Annotated in this window: 14 protein-coding genes and 1 tRNA gene; 8 read left to right on the top strand and 7 right to left on the bottom strand. The window is 59.2% G+C overall.

The annotated features are described in order from the left end of the window. The first annotated feature begins 28 nt into the window (after positions 1-28). From radA to bfr, 3 genes are all read left to right on the top strand, one after another. On the top strand, positions 29-1,504 hold the full coding sequence (radA, locus tag E3E12_RS04610) for a DNA repair protein RadA (protein WP_141443286.1): 1,476 nt from the start codon (positions 29-31) through the stop codon (positions 1,502-1,504). Between the two features lie 87 nt (positions 1,505-1,591). Continuing rightward, entirely contained in the window at positions 1,592-2,992 is a 1,401-nt protein-coding gene (locus E3E12_RS04605) for an MFS transporter (RefSeq protein ID WP_168194388.1), read from the top strand. 59 nt (positions 2,993-3,051) lie between these two features. Then, the gene (gene bfr, locus E3E12_RS04600) at positions 3,052-3,555 is read left to right on the top strand and encodes a bacterioferritin (protein ID WP_141443284.1); all 504 of its coding nucleotides are present in this window, start codon (positions 3,052-3,054) and stop codon (positions 3,553-3,555) included. An 80-nt stretch (positions 3,556-3,635) separates the two neighbouring features. Here bfr and E3E12_RS09135 read toward each other — a convergent pair whose 3' ends face one another. From E3E12_RS09135 to E3E12_RS04580, 4 genes are all read right to left on the bottom strand, one after another. Next, a complete protein-coding gene (locus tag E3E12_RS09135) occupies positions 3,636-3,827 on the bottom strand; it encodes a (2Fe-2S)-binding protein (RefSeq protein ID WP_141443283.1) in 192 nt (63 codons plus the stop codon). A gap of 112 nt (positions 3,828-3,939) precedes the next feature. Continuing rightward, the gene (locus E3E12_RS04590; protein ID WP_168194387.1) at positions 3,940-5,979 is read right to left on the bottom strand and encodes a TonB-dependent receptor; all 2,040 of its coding nucleotides are present in this window, start codon (positions 5,977-5,979) and stop codon (positions 3,940-3,942) included. 468 nt (positions 5,980-6,447) lie between these two features. Beyond that, positions 6,448-7,116: a LysE family translocator gene (locus E3E12_RS04585; protein WP_206338634.1), complete on the bottom strand. Its 669-nt coding sequence runs from the start codon at positions 7,114-7,116 to the stop codon at positions 6,448-6,450. Positions 7,117-7,216: 100 nt separating this feature from the next. After that, positions 7,217-7,840, bottom strand: coding sequence for an IMPACT family protein (locus E3E12_RS04580; protein ID WP_408869920.1), 624 nt, complete (start codon positions 7,838-7,840; stop codon positions 7,217-7,219). Positions 7,841-7,984: 144 nt separating this feature from the next. Here E3E12_RS04580 and E3E12_RS04575 point away from each other — a divergent pair, with 144 nt between their 5' ends. Beyond that, positions 7,985-10,606 carry an MMPL family transporter gene (locus tag E3E12_RS04575; RefSeq protein WP_141443281.1) on the top strand — a complete coding sequence of 874 codons (2,622 nt, stop codon included), beginning with the start codon at positions 7,985-7,987 and terminating at the stop codon, positions 10,604-10,606. Between the two features lie 131 nt (positions 10,607-10,737). On the opposite strand, the gene E3E12_RS04570 is transcribed toward E3E12_RS04575, so the two are convergent. Further along, positions 10,738-11,019, bottom strand: coding sequence for a DUF3297 family protein (locus E3E12_RS04570; RefSeq protein ID WP_141443280.1), 282 nt, complete (start codon positions 11,017-11,019; stop codon positions 10,738-10,740). Between the two features lie 78 nt (positions 11,020-11,097). Continuing rightward, entirely contained in the window at positions 11,098-11,562 is a 465-nt protein-coding gene (locus E3E12_RS04565; RefSeq protein WP_141443279.1) for a RidA family protein, read from the bottom strand. A gap of 288 nt (positions 11,563-11,850) precedes the next feature. On the opposite strand from E3E12_RS04565, the gene E3E12_RS04560 reads away from it, so the two are divergent. Both E3E12_RS04560 and E3E12_RS04555 read left to right on the top strand, forming a co-directional pair. Beyond that, on the top strand, positions 11,851-12,321 hold the full coding sequence (locus E3E12_RS04560; protein WP_141443278.1) for a hypothetical protein: 471 nt from the start codon (positions 11,851-11,853) through the stop codon (positions 12,319-12,321). Positions 12,322-12,492: 171 nt separating this feature from the next. Further along, positions 12,493-13,155: an SDR family oxidoreductase gene (locus E3E12_RS04555; RefSeq protein ID WP_141443277.1), complete on the top strand. Its 663-nt coding sequence runs from the start codon at positions 12,493-12,495 to the stop codon at positions 13,153-13,155. Positions 13,156-13,239: 84 nt separating this feature from the next. Here the strand turns inward: E3E12_RS04555 and E3E12_RS04550 are convergent. Beyond that, positions 13,240-13,315: transfer RNA gene (locus E3E12_RS04550), tRNA-Ala, on the bottom strand. A gap of 211 nt (positions 13,316-13,526) precedes the next feature. Between E3E12_RS04550 and E3E12_RS04545 the strand changes: the two genes are divergently transcribed. Together E3E12_RS04545 and glnA are read left to right on the top strand one after the other, a co-directional pair. After that, positions 13,527-13,841: a YggT family protein gene (locus E3E12_RS04545; protein WP_168194386.1), complete on the top strand. Its 315-nt coding sequence runs from the start codon at positions 13,527-13,529 to the stop codon at positions 13,839-13,841. 359 nt (positions 13,842-14,200) lie between these two features. Next, on the top strand, positions 14,201-15,661 hold the full coding sequence (gene glnA / locus E3E12_RS04540) for a type I glutamate--ammonia ligase (protein ID WP_408869919.1): 1,461 nt from the start codon (positions 14,201-14,203) through the stop codon (positions 15,659-15,661). The last annotated feature ends 120 nt before the right edge of the window (positions 15,662-15,781 follow it).

Here is a 15,781-nt window from a genome sequence, read left to right as displayed (position 1 = left end):
AAGAGGTTGGCAGGGCCATATAGTCCTTATGGCGAAAAAACCGACAACACGTTTCATCTGCAGCAACTGCCAGGCCATATCACTCAAATGGGCTGGGCGTTGCGAAACTTGCGGTGACTGGAACACCCTTACAGAGCATGTCAGCCAGGCCAGCCCACGCAAAACCGCCTCTGTGCTGCCAGGCTCAGCCCACAGCCACAAAGGCCGCCTGGCCACGACAAGGCTTGATGGCGCCACCAAACCCCCGCCACGCGTCAACACGGGCCTTGATGAGCTCAACCGCGTTCTGGGCAGTGGTTTGGTGCCTGGCTCGGCGGTGTTGGTGGGGGGTGACCCCGGCATTGGCAAATCCACCCTCATGCTGCAAACGACCTGCGCCCTGGCCCAGGCTGGCCATGACGTCCTCTACGTCTCAGGTGAGGAGGCGATAGACCAGATCCGCCTACGCGCCCAGCGCCTTGATCTGACCAAGAACAAGAAAGCCCTCGACAAGCTGGAACTGGCTGCCTCCATCAATGTGGCTGACATCGTGGCAACGCTGGAGGAACGCGTTCAATCAGCCGCTGTGGCCAGCCAGCCAGAGGGGGTGGAGGCCCCAGCCGTGCCAGCTGTGGTCGTGATCGATTCCATCCAAACCATGTGGCTTGATGGGGTGGACAGCGCGCCTGGCTCCGTCAGCCAAGTGCGCGCCTGCGCTTTTGAACTCATTCGCCTTGCCAAGACCCTGGGCTTCGCGCTGGTGTTGATTGGCCACGTCACCAAGGAGGGGGCTTTGGCGGGGCCACGCGTCCTCGAGCACATGGTGGATGCTGTGCTTTATTTTGAAGGCGACCGCGGCCACCAGTTCCGTATTTTGCGCGCAGCTAAAAACCGCTTTGGCGCCACAGACGAGATTGGCGTTTTCGCCATGACCGACACAGGGCTTGAGGAAGTCCCTAACCCGTCTGCCCTGTTCCTGGCTGAAAGGCGCGGTAATGTCGCTGGTTCGGCTGTGTTCGCCGGGCTGGAGGGGACGCGCCCTGTCCTGCTTGAAATCCAGGTCCTCCTGGCACCCAAAGCTGGTGACGGCAGCGCGCGGCGCTCTGTGCTGGGGTGGGAGGGGTCGCGCCTCAACATGGTTTTGGCGGTGCTTGAAAGCCGCTGCGGACTGAAGCTTTCCAACATGGACGTCTACCTCAATGTCACTGGCGGGCTGCGCATCAGTGAAACCGCAGCAGACCTGGCTGTGGCGGCGGCCTTGATTTCAGCAGCGACAGGCCGCCCCACCGCCCCGTCAGAGGCGTATTTCGGCGAAATCGGCCTTTCAGGGGAAATACGCCCCGTTCCCCAAACAGGGCTGCGCTTGAAGGAAATCGCCAAGCTTGGCTTCAGCCGCGCGCGTTTGCCGCGCCAGCTCAACAGCGCTAGCGGTAAAGCCAAACCACCCGCCACATTAACGGTGGAGGACATTGGCCATTTGAGCGACCTGGTGGCCCGCTTCGCCCCTGAAGGGGAGGGGGGCTGAATAACTAGCCCACCCAACCGTCTTTGGGCCCTCCCCGGGCCTATGGTACTTAGCCCTGCCTCACAAATTGCTTAAACCGGAATGGTCATGACCACCCCCACCACGCCTCAGGCAGCCTGTGAAGACGCCCTCTACCCTGGTTTGCCGCCAGGGCCGCGCATGGCCGCCATGGCAGCGCTGCTGTTGGCCGTCACGCTTTCCGTGCTGGACTACGCCATTGCCAATGTGGCGCTGCCTGCCATCGCCCAGGACATGCACGCGACTGACGCCCAGTCGGTCTGGGTGGTGAATGCCTACCAGCTCGCCAACCTTTCCTGCCTGCTGCCTTGCGCGTTGGTTGGGGCGCGCATCGGGTTCAAGCGCATGTCCCAGCTGGGGCTGGTGGTTTTCCTCATCGCGGCTTCATTCTGCGCGCTTTCCCACTCCATGGCTGAGCTAGCCTGGTGGCGTACCATGCAAGGGGTGGGCGGTGCCTGCATCATGAGCGTCAACATGGCTTTGGTGCGTTTTATCTACCCCGGCGCCATCGTTGGGCGGGGCATCGCCATGATTTCAGTGGCCACCAGCGTTGGCGCCATGGCTGGCCCATCGCTGGGTGCTTTGATCCTGACATTCCTACCGTGGCCATGGCTGTTCTGGTTCAACCTGCCAGTCGGCTTGGTGGCGCTGCTGTTGAGCTGGCGTTTCCTGCCCCACATCCCCCTGCGCCCCCAGCACCAATCCATTGTTCTTGGGCTGGGACTGACGGTGGCGGCCTTCGCCACGCTGGGCATAGCGCTGGACGGGCTTGTGCGGGCGGAATGGCCCATGGCGCTGGGCTTTGGCGTGGCGGCACTGGCTTGCTGGCGTGGACTTGTATGGTGGCAGCGGCGCAAGCGGTTCTTCATTATGCCATTCGACCTCCTGGGCAAGCGCGCCTTCCTGGTGCCCTGCCTTGTGGGCTTCTTGGCCTTTGTGGCTTCCAACCTCTACATCGTGGCCATGCCCTTCACCTTAGTGAATGTGTTCCACCGTTCAGCAGGGATGGTGGGGCTTCTGGTTTCGCCTTGGGCGGGCGGTTCAGCCGTGATGGCCCTGCTGGTGCGCAAATACACAGACAGCATTCAACCCAGGCGCCTGACCACCATGGGTCTTGTGGTGGTGGTCGGAGGCCTACTGGGGCTGGCTTTGCTGCCGCCCACGGCCACCAACTGGGCCATCGTGCTGCCCACTTTTTGCGCTGGGCTGGGCTTTGGGGTCATTCAGGCCTCCAACAACCGCACCATCATGGTAGCTGCCCCCCCTGGCAAGGAAGGTGAGGCCAGCGGCATGATCTCCGTTTGCCGCCTTGGTGGGCAGACCATGGGCGCCCTCCTGGTGGCTGGCGTGTTCACGCTGCTGCCGCAGCCCTTGGCGGCTGGGCAAGCCTGCCTGTACAGCGCCAGCTTTATGGGGGCGGTGGCCACGTTGCTGTGCCTCAGCAACAGGGTGCGCCCCAGCCTGGCCTGATGCTAGACTGCACTCCAACCACTTGACCGTTCAACCTACCCACTCCACAGGAGCACACCATGACCGCCAACGCATCTGGCAAGGTTCAAGACAGGAAAGTCATTGAGTTCCTTAATGCGCAGCTCACCAATGAGCTGACTGTCATCAACCAGTTCTTCCTTCATTCACGCACGCTTGACCATTGGGGCGTCACCCTTCTGGGCAAAAAGGAATATGAAGAATCCATTGAGGAGATGCGCCACGCTGACTGGCTCACCAAGCGCATTCTGTTCCTGGGGGGCTTGCCCAACCTGCAGCGCCTCAACCCGCTGATGATTGGCGAAAGCGTTCAGGAGATCCTTGAATGCGACCTCAAAGCCGAAGTCAGCGCTTGCCAGTGCTTGCGTGATGGCATCGCTTACTGCGAAAGCGTGCGCGACTACGTCTCACGCGACTTGATGAACAAAATCCTGGTTGCAGAAGAAGCGCACCAGGATTTCATCGATTCACAGCTTGACCTCATCAGCCGCATTGGCATCCAGAACTACATCCAGCTCAATGCTGGCCCCGCCACTGAAGCGTAAACAACCCCCACAGTCCTGAAGGCCTTGGCCCAACGGTGCTGGAACATGAAAAGGGGGTGCTTGGGCACCCCCTTTGCTTTTCAAGTAGCCCTGTGTGCGGGGCTTTGAGCGTTTTCGCGCGCTTTGAGCAACTTGCAGATATGGCTGGCGCAGCGTCCGCACTGGGCGCTGCACTGGCTATGGGCGTAAACCTGCGTGGGGCGACTGGCACCAGCTTTGATGGCTGATTTCACATCGCGTTCAGACAAAGCGTTGCAGGAACAAACAATCATGACGGTCAACCTGTTTGAGGGGACTTGCGCCTTGAACGTGGCGTTTCCCTCTGAGAATGAATGTGATAATCATTCGCATTTAACACAGTCCTTCGTCAAGGAAAAAGGAAAATCAGAACGCGGTTGTCGCCGTCACCTGCCATAGCCGTGGTAGCCCCGCCATGGCTGTGGAAGCAGCCTTGGGTGCGCCAGCTGTACCAGCAGGGTAGATGGAGGCCCAGTAACGCTGATTGGTAACGTTATTAACGCCAAAACGCACCGTCACGGGGTGGTGCGCGACCATCTCCATGTGCCGCACGCCTAGATCCAACGTATAGTAACCAGGAGCAAAGCTTGTGTTGGTGACATTGGCAGCCCTTGTGCCAACATAATGGAAATCTGCGTTGAGCGCCGTCACGCCAGGCAAGGAAAAACCTTTTCCCAAGGCGACCGTGGGCAACGTGTAATCAAGCAGAACATTAGCTGTGACGGGGGGCACCCCCACCACCCCTTTGTGGGAGGTTAGAGGGCTGGCAGTTTTGAGAAGCTGGGCATCAAGCCATGTCACACCTGCCATGATGGCCAGGCGTTTGGTCAAGTGGCCAGTGGCCATGAACTCAACGCCATAGTTGCGCTGCATGCCGAAATTGCCAAACACGCCTGTGGCGGGATCCAGGAAGGCATAAGGCCTGTTCATCCTGAAAGCTGCTGCTGAAAGCAGCAGGTCTTTGTTTACCTGCCATTTGGCACCGACTTCATATTCCTCCGAACGGACAGCGCGCTGTGTCTGGCCCACATTGACTGAGCCTGACGGCGCCAAAGCCCCTGGCTGGATGGACCGCCCCCAGGTGAAATAAGTGGTGACGGTCGGCAACGGCTTGTAAAGGGCTGCCACCGTGGGGGTAAAGGCGGCGCCATGGGTGTCATGGCCATTGGGGGCGCCGCTTTTCTGCCAATTATGTACGGAAAGCCAACTCCACCCCATCATGCCCATAATGGACACACCATGGCCAAGGTGGAGCGTATCGCCAGCAATCAAGGCCTGCACGCTTTGATTGGATGAACGCCACCTGCCCCCTTTGCGGGGCTGAGGGCCGTCCACACGGCGTGGATCATTGAGGGAAGCGGGCCCCAAGTCGTATTTCTGGGCATGGGTGGGGTCATAAAGCGTGATGTTGTAGCCCGTGCTGCCCAGCACCAGGTCATGCCGCACAAAGCCTGTCCGCGCCTTGCCATTGAGCCAGGCGAAGTTGCTCCACACCTTAGCGTCATCCATGGCGGTGGAGGCAGCGACGACCTGGTTGTAATCACCACGATTGTTAAGAAGCGTATTGGTGACCGTGAACGTGTTGCGCGCGGCATTTTGGTAAAGCCCACCCAGGCGCACTTGCCAGTCTTTGTTGAAGCGGTGCTCCAGTCGCGCAAGCCCTGTGCTGGTTGACGTTGTGTAGCCACCCTGTTTCTGACCATAGCCGGCACGCGCTGTGTCAGGGGCTTTGCGCGGCAGGGCGATGCCTGGTTTAAGGGCAAAAGTACCAGGCAGCCCCCAAGCGCCTGTGCTGTATTGCGAACCATCCAGGTGAAGCACTGTCTGCTCATCAAGGTGGATGTCAAAATCACCACTGACGAGGTTACGCCGCATGCGGGAGCCATGGCTGTAACTGGCGCCGTTTTGGTTCAACAAATTGAGGCGCCCTGCAAACGGCCCCCATCGCTGGGAAGAATCCAGGCTTTCAAGGGGGGCGCCGCGCCCGTCAGCGCCAACGTTCAAGGTGGTGCTGTTGCCTTGCAAAGGGCGCTTGGTGATGTAGTCAAACGTGCCAGAAGGGTTCTGAGGACCGTAGAGAGCACCAGCCAGGCCGTTGAGGACATCAACGCGGTCCATCTGTTCAGCTGGGTAAGGCATGGTGCCAAGGGCATTCAAGCCATCCATGCGGGTGTTGGCGACAATGTCCCCTTCAAAACCGCGTGTCTGGGGGCGGCTCAGGCCAGGGTCGCCACGTTCCTCCAGCTGGACGGAAGGCAGGTATTTGGCGGTATCGGTAATGGCGCGCAGCTGTTCGTTCAACAAGACATCACGCCGTACCTCCCCCACGGAAAAGGGCGTGTCCAACACTTTGACGTCCCCCAAAGGGCCCAAAGAAATGGTGCGGGCTTCATAATGGGGGCTCATGCCTGGTGGCAGGCGCCTGCCCACAACGCGCAGCTTTTCTGCGCCTTTGCTGGTGGTAGCGGTGGTGGTGGCAACAGGTGCAGCCTGCGCGCTTGCGCACGGCCATAACAGCGCAGCTCCGCCAACACAGAGCGCCCCCAAACACAACAAGCTGTAGGGACACACCCACCCCCAAAGTGGGGGACACACCAAGGGGCGGGGGACCTGGCCCCCCTCCTTTTCGGGTGCCCAAGGCGCTGCTGGGGGGTTGGGGGGGCTGATCGAAAGGTGACTAGGCATGGAAAACGCTCAATCCAACTCGTAATGATGAGCCGTGGTTGAACGCAGGTGGCGAAGGCCCACCTTGCAAAAGCGTTACGCTATATGCAACTGATTCTCATTAACAAAATAAAGCGTTGTCAACAGATGTGGCCTCAGCGCCACAATGGAGGCAGGCCACCACACCCTTTGGATGCCCCCTTTAGAAGCTCAATGGGGGGCGTGCGCCAAGGCTAGCTGGGCTGCAAAAAGCAGGAAGACCACGCCTGTCAGGATGTCGAACCAGCGCACCACCACAGGGCGTGCCAGCAAACGCCCCAGTGGCAGCCCAACGGCCGCCAACAAGCCAAACCAGGCTGCCGCAATGGCCACCTGAACACAGGTCAGCACCATCATGCTGTGCGCTACAGGCGCATGGGCTGGAACGAACTGCGGAAACAAGGTCAACACAACCAGGCCGAAACCAGGGTTGAGAAGGTTGGACATGAACCCAACACGCCAGGAGCGCCACAGGCCTGCGGCAGGCTGGCGCCCTTTCCCAGGGGGGGTGACACCGCCCAGCAGGTCGCCAGGTTGTGCCAAGGCGCGGCAAGACTTGCCAATCAACTGCAGCCCCAGCCACACCAGGTAAAGCGCCCCGGCCACTTTAAGGATGTTGAAAGCAAGAGGGGAGGCAGCCACCAGGGCGGTGAAGCCAAAAGCCGCAGCCAACCCCCAGACCAGAACGCCACAGCAAATACCACCAACAACGCCCATGGCAGCACGCCCGCCTTCCGCTGTGGCAGTGCGGATGACCAGGACAGTATCCAGGCCAGGTGCCATCATGAGGAGCCCAGCGGTGAAGGTGAAGGCGATGAGGTTGATCAGTTGGTCATGCACCGCGCCTATGTGGCCCAAGGCCCCTTTAAAGGCAACTCCGCTCAAAGCAATTCTGCGCCAAGGCCTTGGGGTGGCCAATCATGCTTCCCCCACTTTCCATTCATTCGTTCAGGGGGTGCAGCGCATGTTGGCCCCTGGTCAAATCGCGCAGCCAAACGCTGAGGTTATCCAAGGCGCTGTCAGGCACAGCCAGGATGAAATCAGCGCCGTCAGCGCCATAATCACACTGCAGCGCATCCACACCCTGGCTGCCCAGATGGGCCTGTACCTGCGCCAAATGGGTGAAAGGGCAATGAAACCGGCAAGGGGTGCGCGCGATGAGCGGCACTTTCGGGGCTTCATGAAGGCAGGCAGAGGCCGTGCCGCCATAAGCGCGCACCAATCCACCTGCCCCCAGCTTCACACCACCAAACCAGCGCGCCACCAGAACGCACACGCCATCCATGCACTGCCCCTCTATGGCGGCCAGGATGGGCCTGCCCGCTGTGCCGCCAGGCTCGCCAGCGTCATGGGTGCGGAAAACGTCCCCAGCCTTGAACGCCCAGCAATTGTGGCTGGCATCAGGCACCGCATGGGCCTTGATGAAGGCCAGGGCCTCCTCAGCATCCCTGATGGGGGCGGCGTAAGCGCGAAAAACACTGTTCTTGATGACGCGCTCATGCTCCACCGCCCCAGCCAGGGACCATGTTTGCACAGCGCTTTCAAGGTTGCTTGCCTTGGCCAACTCAGCCCCTCTTTGTCGGCGGGGTTTGGCGTGGCGACACAGAATTGGGGGAAAACGTGCTGGTCATCATGAAAGCCCAACATAGCAGAGCAACCGTGCCCTTGCAGGAGTAGGCAAAACGCTTTCTTCAGGCTAAGCAGAATTATGCTTTCAGCCCTGACCGACCGCATCAACGCTTTTTCCGCCAAGCACGCCAAGCTTGTCCTGGCCCTGGCTGCCCTCCTGATCGTGCTGTCATGCGTTGTCAGCGCCCACCGGTTGGGCATCATAACCGACACAGACAAGCTCTTTGCCGAAGACCTGCCCTGGCGCCAGGAATCGATGAAGATCGAGCGCCTCTTTCCAGGCCAGAAGGACAGCCTGGTTGCGGTCATCAGCGGCGACATCCCCGAAGAGCGCATTGAAGCGGCACGCCAGCTCACCGCCGTCCTCTCCCATGAGCCAAAATACTTCCTCAGCGCCACGGCGCCTGGAGACAATCCCTTCTACAACACCCACGGACTGCTGTTCCTGGAGCCAAAGCAGCTTGACGACCTGCTGAACTCCATCATCGCAGCGCAGCCCTTCCTGGGGACCATGGCAGCTAACCCCTCAGCGGTCGGGCTGTTCCAGACCTTTGACCTCATCGCCCTGGGCCTCAGCCAGAACCAGCCTATACCAAGCGGCTTCACCCCCGCACTTGAAGGCTTCGCCAAAGCCCTGGACGCTGACGTCAGCGGCCATCCGCAGCCTTTGTCATGGCAAAATCTCTTAGCTGGCAACCTGGCCAAAATGGGAGGTGACTACAGCTTTGTCCTGACGCACCCGCGCCAGAACTTCGCTTCGCTGGAACCTTCTGAAGATGCCGTCAAAGCCATGCGGGCAGCTTTCAACAACCTTCCCCTAGCCAAGGCGGGCGCCGTTCACTGCCTTATTACAGGTGATGACAAGCTCAATGACGAGGAGCTCTCCACCGTTGCGGACGGCATGGGGGTGGGGCTTGCGCTCTCCTTCGCGCTTGTCGCGCTGTGGCTTAGCCTGGCGGTGCGCTCCTGGCGCATCGTGGTGGCCATCCTGGGCACGCTGCTGTGCGGCTTGGTCCTTACCACTGGTTTCGCAGCCTTGCTTGTGGGCACGCTGAACTTGATCTCCATCGCGTTTGCCATCCTGTTCGTGGGCATTGCGGTGGACTTCGCCATTCAATACTCAGTGCGTTTCCGCAGCCAGGATGAACCGAACGGCCAGCCGTTGGCCACATTGCCTGCCCTCATCAGCACAGGGCGTGAATGCAGCATCCAAATCCTGGTGGCAGCGTTGGCGACCGCTGCAGGCTTCATGGCCTTCATCCCCACCAGCTTTGTTGGCGTGGCCCAGCTGGGCAAGATCGCTGGCGGTGGCATGCTGATCGCCTTTGCCTGCACGTTGACCGTACTGCCTGCGTTGCTGATGGTGCTGCGCGCCAAGCCCGCTTATGAAGGGCGCGGTTTTGAGCAGCTGGCCCCGGTGGATGGTTTCCTGCGCCGCCACCGCTGGCCTGTCCTGGGGGTGTTCGGCCTGCTTGCTGTCTTGGCACTGGCGCTTTCACCCAGGCTGGAATTCGATTCAGACCCCCTCCATACCAAAAATCCCCACACGGAGGGGATGGAGGCGCTCAAGCTCCTTGAGCAGAACCCCATCACGACGCCTTACTTCGCATCAGCCTTGGCGCCTGATTACGCAACGGCCCAAAAATGGGCTGCCGCCTTCAGTAAGCTGCCCAGCGTTGACAACGTCATGTGGCTTGGCGCCCTGGTGCCTGACAACCAACAGCACAAGTTGGAAGCCATTTCAGATGCTGCTGACCTTGTGCTGCCCACCTTGGCGCCCAGCGCTACCACCGCTGCCCCCACCGCGGCGGAAATCAGGGCTGCGGCCACCAAAGCAGCCAAGGCCTTGGGCGCCATCCCCCCCCAGAAGCTGGGCAAGCCACTGGAGGACATCCTCCATGACCTGGACAAGCTGGAGAAGGCGCCTGACAACGTGCTTCTTGGCACCAGCCATGCCCTGACCGTCTACCTGCCTGACGAGCTAGCTCAGCTTCGTGACGTCCTCACGCCCAAACCCATCACACTTAGCAACATCCCTGCCGATGTCAGGCGTGATTACGTGGCACCTGATGGGGAATACCTCATCAACATCTACCCCAAGGGCGACATGACGAACCCCAAGGTGCTGCACAATTTCGTAAAGCAGCTTGAAACCGTGACGCCCGTCATCAGTGGGCCAGCGATGGAAATCGCCGGGGCTGCTCAGACCATCACCCACGCTTTCGCGGTGGCTGCCGCCTGCGCCATTATCGCCATCGCTATCATCCTGTTCGCCGTTCTGCGCCATTTCAAGGAAATGATGCTTGTTATGGCAACCTTGCTGCTTTCAGCTTTGTTGACGCTGCTGATTGTGGTTGTGGTGCCGCTGCCTTTGAACTTCGCCAATATCATCGCGCTGCCGCTGCTTTTGGGCGTTGGTGTTTCCTTCAACGTCTACTTCGTTATGAACTGGGCTGTGGGGGCCAAGGACCCGCTAACCTCCCCCACAGCGCGGGCTGTGATGTTCTCAGCCCTCACCACGGCTTCAGCTTTTGGCACCCTGGCCTTTTCAGCCCACCCAGGCACAGCCAGCATGGGTATGCTGCTGCTGATCTCGCTGGGGTGCACTTTGCTGTGCACGTTCCTGTTCCTGCCAGCCCTGCTGCCAAGCACCCCCCCTGCCCATTTCCTGCGCAGCCAAGCTGGCAAGAAAACGGGCTGAGGCCAGGCCCCTTCTTCAAAACTGACCGCTTGCACAGAAAAACCCCAGCCCTTCAAAAGGCTGGGGTTTTCTCAAGGCAGTGCTAATATAAAACGCCAAAGCCTGCAGGTGACTGCAGGATTGGTGTCTTCTCAGCTTTTGTAGGCGACCTGCACAGGGCCCTTCATTTTCAGCGTCATGGGGCGGCCCCTGCGGTCAAGGGAACGGCCGGCTGGCACGCGGATCCACTGCTCTGAAACGCAGTACTCCTCAACGCCAGTTTTCTCCTTGCCATTGAAAATGATCTCAATGCCGCGGCTCAGCGCCTGTTCATTGAAATGGGGGCTGTCTGGCCAAATACACATGCGGTCTGGCGGTGTGTCGCCAGCTGTGTTCCCAGCGGGCTGGGTGGCGGTTTTGGTCTGCTCTGTCATGGCTTACTCCTGCAAAGCCGCCCCACGCCTGCATAAGCTTGGCTGGGGCGTCTCTAAAACGATGCTGTGGAGAAGGGCTTAACGAATCTCAAAAAGCGCTTCAACTTCCACAGGAGCGTTCAAAGGCAGGCTGGCCACGCCAACGGTGGAACGCGTGTGCTGGCCATGGGGGGCGAACACGGCAGCCGCCAGGTCTGAAGCGCCGTTCATAACAGTGGCCTGTTCTGTGAAATCAGGGGTGGAGGCAATGAATCCCCCCAAACGCACCACCTGCTTGACGCGGCTCCAGTCATTGTCGAGGTAGTTTTGAAGCTGCGCCAGAATGTTGATGAAGCAGGCGCGCGCCGCCGCCACACCAGCATGGGTGGAAACCTCGTCACCAAGCTTGCCGGTCAGCAGAAGCTTGCCATCAACCAAAGGCAGTTGGCCAGAAACATACAGCATGGAACCAGCCTGCAGCACAGGCACGTAATTGGCCACAGGCGCTGCGGCGGCTGGCAGAGTGATCTCAAGGCGTTCAAGGCGGTTTTCAACAGTGTCCATGGTCAGGTCCTTAAGGTGGGTGTGGAAACAAACAACACGTCATCAGGCATGGAGGCTGGGGGGCCTCCACCCCATGCACCACAGCTGACTTTAGAACGCCTAGCTTGAAACAGAACCAGCTATGAGGGAACACCTACCTTGCGTTTCAGGGGACGGGGCTTAAAAGATGCAGCTTCAAAACATCTTCATTGGGGTCACGTGCTTTGAAAATCCTGTCTGCAACCGCCCTCGCCCTCATGGGTACTTTCCTGGCCAGCCAGCCAGCCAGCCCATGCCCAACTGGCTGCTTTGCAGAGAATTGGCCTTGATGCCCGTGGCGGTGACTGGGCCGCTTTGCACCATGTGACTGATGATGGACTTTCCAAGGATGTGTGCATAGCAGCCGACCCAATAGGAGGGCTTTCATTGAGGGCTGATTCAGATGTTCTGGAAATCCGCGCCATAGATCGCTCGTGGCACCTCCACCCTGGTGTCAGAGGCAACATGAAAATCAGCATTGGCTCTTACGAGCATGTTTTTCCCATGCAGTACGGTGATAAGCACATGTTGGCAGCCGCGGTGCCAGCTGAAAGCATGAAAGACCTGTTGGAGGCCATGGGAAAGGGCCAGAAAGCCGTTCTGACCTTCATGGGCAAGAACACCCAGAAAACCGTGTCCCTCAAAGACACTCAAAAGGTTCTGAACGCTTTCCGAAACTGTGTGGAAAGCAGTGGCATGGCCAACCTTGGCTCAGCCCCTGATAGCAATTCACCTTTCTGAACTAAGGCGGTTTGCGCCCACAACAAGTACACCCTTCTTAAAGGGTAGCTACTCAAAGCGCAGGCCAAAGGGGTCGCCAACGAGGTTTGAGGAGGCTTGTTGCTAGGCCCTAGCACCTCAAGCAGCCCTGTTCCAAAGTCACTGTTCTGACCAACAGCAAGGAACAGGACCATGAACCAGGTTTTCATCATTGGCGCGGCAGGTGGTGTAGGCCGCAGGCTAGTTGGCAAGCTCACCGCTCAAGGTGATGGCGTTGTGGCCCTCCACCGCCAAGCTGAACAAGCTCCCTTGCTACGTCAAGCAGGCGCCAAGCCCCTTTTAGGCGACATCACGCACTTAAGCGCGCCAGAACTGGCAACCCTCATGAAAGGCTGCCAAACCGTGGTGTTCAGCGCTGGGGCTGGTGGCAAGGGCGGTACAGAACGCACCAGCGCAGTGGACGGCCAAGGCCTGGAAAAGGCCGTGGCGGCGGCGCAGCTGGCAGGGGTGGGGCGTTTCCTGTTGGTCTCGGTCTTCCCGGAGGCCTGGCGTGACAGGCCCCGCCATGAGGAATTCGAGCATTACATGCGCGTGAAGAAGCTAGCAGACGTCTGCCTGGCTGAAAGCCCGCTGGACTGGGTCATCCTGCGCCCTGGGACGTTGACGGATGAACCGGCCAAAGGGGTGCGCCTTGGTCTGGCGCTGCCTTATGGCACGGTCAGCCGGGATGGCGTTGCAGGGGTTCTGGCCGCCCTGGTCGCCCAACCCAGGGTGTCACAGCGCATTCTGGAAGTGACTGACGGCACCCTAACCCCTTGGCAAGCCGTCATGCATTGCCTGGAAAACGCCACTTAACCGCCTGGCTAGGCTTGCAGGCCAGGGCTTTGTGAAGCGCCAAAACAAAAAGCGCCCTGGCAGAACCAGCGCGCTTGAAGAACATGGTGGAGCTGAGGGGAATCGAACCCCTGACCTCATCATTGCGAACGATGCGCTCTACCAACTGAGCTACAGCCCCATGAACGGCTTTCATAGAACACAGCCACCCCATGCACGTCAAGCAGGCAGGGTCTTTTTCCAGACCTGGCGCCTGCCCGACCAGCTCTGCTTAAAGCTGCGGTCGGTTGGGGCGCACATGGTCCGCCACCTGTCCTCCAAAGGCCATCCTATTGACTTTGCTAAGGCCTAAAGGCCTGTTTCAGCTTTGCCCCCATTTGATGAGGATGCCTGTGAGCTTTCTTGCGCTTTACATTCAGCTGCTGCCGATCATTCTCGACATCCTGCAGGTCTACGCCTGGATCGTCATCCTATACTGCCTGCTTTCCATGGCCATTGGCTACCAGGTGCTGGGGCCGCTGACACGGCTGGGCATTGCCCTTTACAATGTTCTGGGTTGGCTGGTTGAACCAGCCCTGCGCCCGATCCAGGCCTTGCTGCCCAATACGGGAGCGTTTGATTTTTCCCCCGTCATCCTGCTTCTAGTGGTGGACATGGTCATTCCATGGCTGTTGCGCGTGGGGCTTCAAGCCCTCTACGCCAGCTGAGGCAACTTTCAAGGGCCTTCAGAAGTCATCATAACCCATGCGTGCAATGCATAATGACCATGCCTCACACGCATGTATGACTTCCCTTTCCTTCCTGATTGAAAGCCTTGGCGAACTGACCACATCCAGTGTTCACTGAGGCTTAACCAACAATGCAGAAAAGCGCTGGAAACAGTAAGGGGCAATTACCATTGCACCATAATTCCCCCTGAACGGCAAGGGCCTTTACAGGCTTCCCACCAGCAAGCCCTAGCGCCCGCCAAGCCCCCTCGACACCCACCCCATACTGGCCTACTCCCCACCGAAGCCACTTCGGTGCCTGACCCGCTGCTATCTTCATCTTCAAGGTTTGCAAGTAGATGCCCGGCAAAACTGCTCCCAACGCACCCAGCACCACCCCCGCCCCCTCCCAGGAGGCGGTGAACAAAGTGTTCGACATGATTCAGGAAAATGGCGTCGAGTACGTTGACCTGCGTTTCACAGACCCCAAGGGCAAGTGGCACCACACCACCCAGACGGTCTCCACCTTCGGCCCTGAGGCCTTTGAAGATGGCTTCATGTTTGATGGCTCCTCCATCCCTGGCTGGCGCCCCATCAACAAGTCAGACATGGTCCTGATGCCAGACCCCACAACGGCCGTCATGGACCCTTTCGCCGCCCGCCCGCAGCTGATCGTCACCTGCGACATCGTTGATCCTGAGACGGGCAGCCTCTACAGCCGCGATCCGCGCGCTGTGGCCAAAAAGGCCCAGGATTACCTGAAAAGCTCTGGCATTGGCGATGAAGCCTTCTTCGGGCCTGAGGCAGAGTTCTTCATTTTCGACAATGTGCGCTATGGCGTTGGCGAAAACTACAGCATCTACCGCCTCGACAGCGTTGAGGGGCCAGATGCGGGTCTGAAGGAATTCGCTGAAGGCAATATGGGCCACCGCCCTGGCCAGAAGGGAGGCTATTTCCCTGTTGCCCCTGTGGACAGCGAAACCGACCTGCGTGCTGAAATGCTCAGCACCATGGCTGAAATGGGCCTGCCGGTGGAAAAGCACCACCATGAGGTGGCGCGCAGCCAGCATGAGTTGGGCATCAAGTTCGGCGGCCTGGTCCAGGCAGCGGACTTCATCCAAATCTACAAATACTGCGTCCAGAACGTTGCCCATTCCTATGGGAAAACAGCAACCTTCATGCCTAAGCCCATTTTGGGGGACAATGGCTCAGGTATGCATGTGCACCAGTCCATCTGGAAAAACGGCAAGCCGCTTTTCGCAGGCGACAAATACGCTGGCCTCTCCCAGGAGGCCCTCTGGTACATTGGCGGCATCATCAAACATGCCAAAGCGCTGAACGCCTTCACCAACCCTTCCACCAACTCTTACAAACGCCTTGTACCAGGTTTTGAAGCGCCCGTTCTGCTGGCCTACTCAGCCGCTAACCGTTCCGCTTCCTGCCGTATCCCCTATGGCAAAAGCCCCAAGGCAAAGCGTGTGGAAGTGCGCTTCCCTGACTGCACAGCCAACCCTTACCTGGCTTTCACAGCCATGCTGATGGCTGGCCTGGACGGCATCCGCAACAAGATTGATCCAGGCCCCGCTATGGATGAGGACCTTTACGAGCTTCCCAAGGATCAGCTTGCCAAAATCCCAACCGTGTGCGGTTCCCTACGCGAAGCCCTGACAGCGCTTGAAGCCGACCATGACTTCCTTCTGGCTGGGGATGTCTTCACCAAGGACCAGATTGAAAGCTACGCCAACCTGAAATGGCAGGACGTGCAGCGTTTCGAGCAAGCCCCCCACCCGGTCGAGTTTGAAATGTACTATTCCGTCTAAGCCCTGAATGGCGGGCCTCAACCACCCGCCAACTTAGGCGCCTGACACACAGCAAAAAGGCCCTTCCCGCCCTATGGCTGGAAGGGCCTTTGCTTTATGGAGCGCTGGTCAAACGCGTGA

Origin of the sequence: Formicincola oecophyllae, assembly GCF_006542395.2 — a bacterium.
GTDB lineage: Bacteria > Pseudomonadota > Alphaproteobacteria > Acetobacterales > Acetobacteraceae > Formicincola > Formicincola oecophyllae.
Note: the sequence above shows the minus strand (reverse complement) of the source record. Positions and strands in the feature narration are given on the sequence as shown.

Coding starts and splice junctions, on each gene's coding strand:
- radA (WP_141443286.1), top strand. CDS start 29: ATGGCGAAAAAACCGACAACACGTTTCATCTGCAGCAACTGCCAGGCC.
- E3E12_RS04605 (WP_168194388.1), top strand. CDS start 1,592: ATGACCACCCCCACCACGCCTCAGGCAGCCTGTGAAGACGCCCTCTAC.
- bfr (WP_141443284.1), top strand. CDS start 3,052: ATGACCGCCAACGCATCTGGCAAGGTTCAAGACAGGAAAGTCATTGAG.
- E3E12_RS09135 (WP_141443283.1), bottom strand. CDS start 3,827: ATGATTGTTTGTTCCTGCAACGCTTTGTCTGAACGCGATGTGAAATCA.
- E3E12_RS04590 (WP_168194387.1), bottom strand. CDS start 5,979: ATGAGCCCCCATTATGAAGCCCGCACCATTTCTTTGGGCCCTTTGGGG.
- E3E12_RS04575 (WP_141443281.1), top strand. CDS start 7,985: ATGCTTTCAGCCCTGACCGACCGCATCAACGCTTTTTCCGCCAAGCAC.
- E3E12_RS04570 (WP_141443280.1), bottom strand. CDS start 11,019: ATGACAGAGCAGACCAAAACCGCCACCCAGCCCGCTGGGAACACAGCT.
- E3E12_RS04565 (WP_141443279.1), bottom strand. CDS start 11,562: ATGGACACTGTTGAAAACCGCCTTGAACGCCTTGAGATCACTCTGCCA.
- E3E12_RS04555 (WP_141443277.1), top strand. CDS start 12,493: ATGAACCAGGTTTTCATCATTGGCGCGGCAGGTGGTGTAGGCCGCAGG.
- glnA (WP_408869919.1), top strand. CDS start 14,201: ATGCCCGGCAAAACTGCTCCCAACGCACCCAGCACCACCCCCGCCCCC.